Origin of the sequence: Streptomyces phytophilus (assembly GCF_013870535.1) — a bacterium.
In the GTDB taxonomy this organism is placed as follows: Bacteria; Actinomycetota; Actinomycetes; order Streptomycetales; family Streptomycetaceae; genus Streptomyces; species Streptomyces phytophilus.
In genome coordinates this window covers 1-2,862 of the sequence record NZ_JACBXC010000793.1, presented here as the reverse complement: position 1 = coordinate 2,862, position 2,862 = coordinate 1, and the positions used below count along the sequence as shown (strand labels likewise).

The window sequence follows — 2,862 nt, the reverse complement described above, 5'->3', positions numbered from 1 at the left end:
GTGGACGCGGCGGGCGGCGGCAGCGCGGAAGTCCCGGCGCGCGGGTCAACGGGAGCGGGCCGCGGTGGCGATGGCCACCACCGCCTTCTCCAGGGCGTAGGCCGGGTCGTCGGAGCCGCCCTTGACGTCCGCGTCGGCCTTGGCGACGGCGCGCAGGGCCGTGGCCACGCCGTCCGCGGTCCAGCCGCGCATCTGCTGGCGGACCCGGTCCACCTTCCACGGCGGCATGCCCAGCTCGCGGGCCAGGTCCGCCGGGCGCATGCCGCGGGGGGCCGAGGCGAGGCGGCCGATGGAGCGGACGCCCTGGGCGAGGGCGCTGGTGAGCAGGACGGGGGCCACACCCGTGTTCAGGGCCCAGCGCAGGGCCTCCAGGGCCTCGGTCGTGCGGCCCTCGACGGCGCGGTCGGCCACCTCGAAGCCGGAGGTCTCGGCCCGGCCTGTGTAGTAGCGCGCGACGACGGCGTCGTCGATCGTGCCCTCCACGTCGGCCGCGAGCTGCGCGCAGGCGCTGGCCATCTCCCGCAGGTCGGATCCGATGGCGTCCACCAGCGCCTGGCAGGCGGACGGCGTCGCGGTGCGGCCCGCGGCGCGGAACTCGGCCTTCACGAAGGCCAGCCGGTCCGCGGGGCGGGTCACCTTCGCGCAGTCGACCACCCGGGCGCCGGCCTTGCGCGCGGCGTCCAGCAGGCCCTTGCCCTTGGCGCCGCCGGCGTGCGCGAGCACCAGCGTGATCTCGTCGGCGGGGGCGGCCACGTACGCCTTGACGTCCTTCACCGCGTCGGCGCCGAGGTCCTGCGCGCCGCGTACGACCACGACCTTGTGCTCGGCGAAGAGCGAGGGGCTGGTCAGCTCGGCGAGCGTGCCGGGCCGGAGGGCGTCGTGGGCCAACTCGCGCACGTCGGTGTCGGGGTCGGCGGCGCGGGCCGCGGCCACGACCTCCTGCACGGCGCGGTCGACCAGCAGTTCCTCCTGGCCCACGGCGAGCGTGACCGGGGTGAGCGGGTCGCCGCCGGCGCTTGCGCCCTTGCTGGTCCTGGGGTTCCGGGTCGTCGCTGCCATCGCCGTACAGCATCCCACGCCGGTACGACACCGCCGGCGGCCGCGGGCACAATGGCGGCGTGAGCGACCTGACGTACGTACTCGTGCTGCCCGACCGCGACGCCGCGCGGGAGGTGGCCGGGCTGGCCGTGGAGCGCTTCGGCCTGGCCGGGGAGCCCCAGCTGATCCGCGACGCCCTGGCCGGCGAGGACGACGCGGAGGACGCGCAGTGGCTCGTCGTCGTCGAGGACGCGCGGGAGGCCCTGGCGGCGGAGCTGGAGGACCTGGCGGAGTCGTACGACGGCTGGCTGGAGGGGTCCGCGACGCTGCCGGAGGACCCGGTCGGCTGACCGGCGCCGGGCGGCGACCGCGCCTCAGGTCGCGGCCACCACCTGGATGTCCAGTTCTATCTGGATGCTGGAGCCCACGACGGCGATGCCGCGCGCGAGCATGTGCTGCCAGTTGAGCGTGAAGTCCTCGCGGTGCAGTTCGACGGTCGCCCGGCAGGCGGCGCGCAGTTCGCCCTCCATGCCGTAGCCGGTGCCGAGGTAGCGGGTGTCCAGGGTGACGGTGCGGTTGACGCCGTGGATGGAGAGCGCGCCGGTGACGGCCCAGCGGGCGCCCCCGCGGTGGACGAAGCGGTCGCCGGCGAACTCGATCGCCGGGTAGCGCTGGATGTCGAGGAAGTCCGCGGAGCGCAGGTGGTCGTCGCGCATCTTGATGTTGGTGTCGATGCTGGCCGCCTCGATGGCGACGCGCATCCCGGAGTCCTCCATGCGCTCACCGACGCGCAGGGCGCCGCTGAAGGTGTTGAACCGGCCGCGTACGCGCGCCATGCCGATGTGCTGCGCGACGAACGCGATGGTGGTGTGCGCCGGGTCTATCTCCCAGTCGCCGGGCGGCGGGAGCTGCGGGAGCGGGGAGGGGCTGAGCGTGAGGTCGCCGAGGGAGTGGTGGGCGCCTTCGGCGACCTCGACCTCGCCGCGGTACGGGGTGAAGCCCTCGGCGTTGACGGAGAGCCGGTAGCCGCCGGCCGGGACCGCGACCACGAAGGTGCCGAACGGATCGCTCTCCCCGCTGACCACTCTGCGCCCGGCGGCGTCGGCGAGTACGACCTCCGCCTGCGGCAGCGGCTGGTCGACGGGGTCGAGCACGCGGCAGCTCAGCACCCCCGCGTGCGAGGGAACCTCCAGGCCGGCCAGGCCGGCGCCGCGTCGGTTTGCCGTGGCCGAGGATCTGCGTCGGAGACGACCGATCATGAAGCATCCACCCCCGTGGAATTTCAGTAGCTCGGGCATTCATTCGAGCACTGATGTTGCTTTCTATGCAAACCGGGGGTTCCCCGCCGGGTTGTGGCGGCTCGTGCGGGGTTGGGTCAAGTGCCGGAGTTCACCGGTCCGTTTGGATCTGTTACGGGCTCGGCTACTTGCCGCCGAGGGTGACAGCGGGAGCACGCTTCTCCTCGCCGTCCACTTCGGCGGTGAGGGCGAGCGGGCCGTGCTCGTCGGTGCGCAGGACCGCGGCGCCCTGGGCGCGCAGGGCGGCGACGGTGCGGGGCGAGGGGTGGCCGTACGGGTTGCCGGTGCCCGCGCTGACGAGGGCGAAGCGCGGGCCGAGGCGCCGCAGCAGCTCGTGGTCCTGGTAGGCCGAGCCATGATGCGGGACCTTCAGGGCGTCGACGCGGGGCAGTCGGGGGACGGCGGTGAGCAACGCGCGCTGGGCGGGCGGCTCCAGGTCCCCGGGCAGCAGGACGGTGAGGCCCCCGGTGCGTACGAGGAGGGTGACGCTGGCGTCGTTCGGCTCCGCCGGGGGCGGGGCGCCCGC

The 2,862-nt window shown here is 74.6% G+C and carries 4 protein-coding genes; 1 reads left to right on the top strand and 3 read right to left on the bottom strand.

Annotation, left to right across the window (positions count from 1 at the left end; genetic code table 11):
- Positions 1-45 precede the first annotated feature (45 nt).
- Positions 46-1,059, bottom strand: coding sequence for a DNA polymerase III subunit delta (gene holA / locus H5J30_RS25350; protein ID WP_181789670.1), 1,014 nt, complete (start codon positions 1,057-1,059; stop codon positions 46-48).
- Positions 1,060-1,118: 59 nt separating this feature from the next.
- Between holA and H5J30_RS25345 the strand changes: the two genes are divergently transcribed.
- On the top strand, positions 1,119-1,388 hold the full coding sequence (locus H5J30_RS25345) for a hypothetical protein (RefSeq protein WP_181789669.1): 270 nt from the start codon (positions 1,119-1,121) through the stop codon (positions 1,386-1,388).
- A gap of 24 nt (positions 1,389-1,412) precedes the next feature.
- Here H5J30_RS25345 and H5J30_RS25340 read toward each other — a convergent pair whose 3' ends face one another.
- Together H5J30_RS25340 and H5J30_RS25335 are read right to left on the bottom strand one after the other, a co-directional pair.
- Positions 1,413-2,297 (bottom strand): YceI family protein, encoded by an 885-nt coding sequence (locus H5J30_RS25340; protein ID WP_181789668.1) that lies wholly within the window; start codon positions 2,295-2,297, stop codon positions 1,413-1,415.
- 163 nt (positions 2,298-2,460) lie between these two features.
- On the bottom strand, positions 2,461-2,862 hold a 402-nt coding region (locus tag H5J30_RS25335), incomplete at its 5' end, for a ComEC/Rec2 family competence protein (protein ID WP_374101024.1).

Bases quoted from the DNA above. Each gene is read 5' to 3' on its own strand.
- holA (WP_181789670.1), bottom strand. From the start codon at position 1,059: ATGGCAGCGACGACCCGGAACCCCAGGACCAGCAAGGGCGCAAGCGCC.
- H5J30_RS25340 (WP_181789668.1), bottom strand. From the start codon at position 2,297: ATGATCGGTCGTCTCCGACGCAGATCCTCGGCCACGGCAAACCGACGC.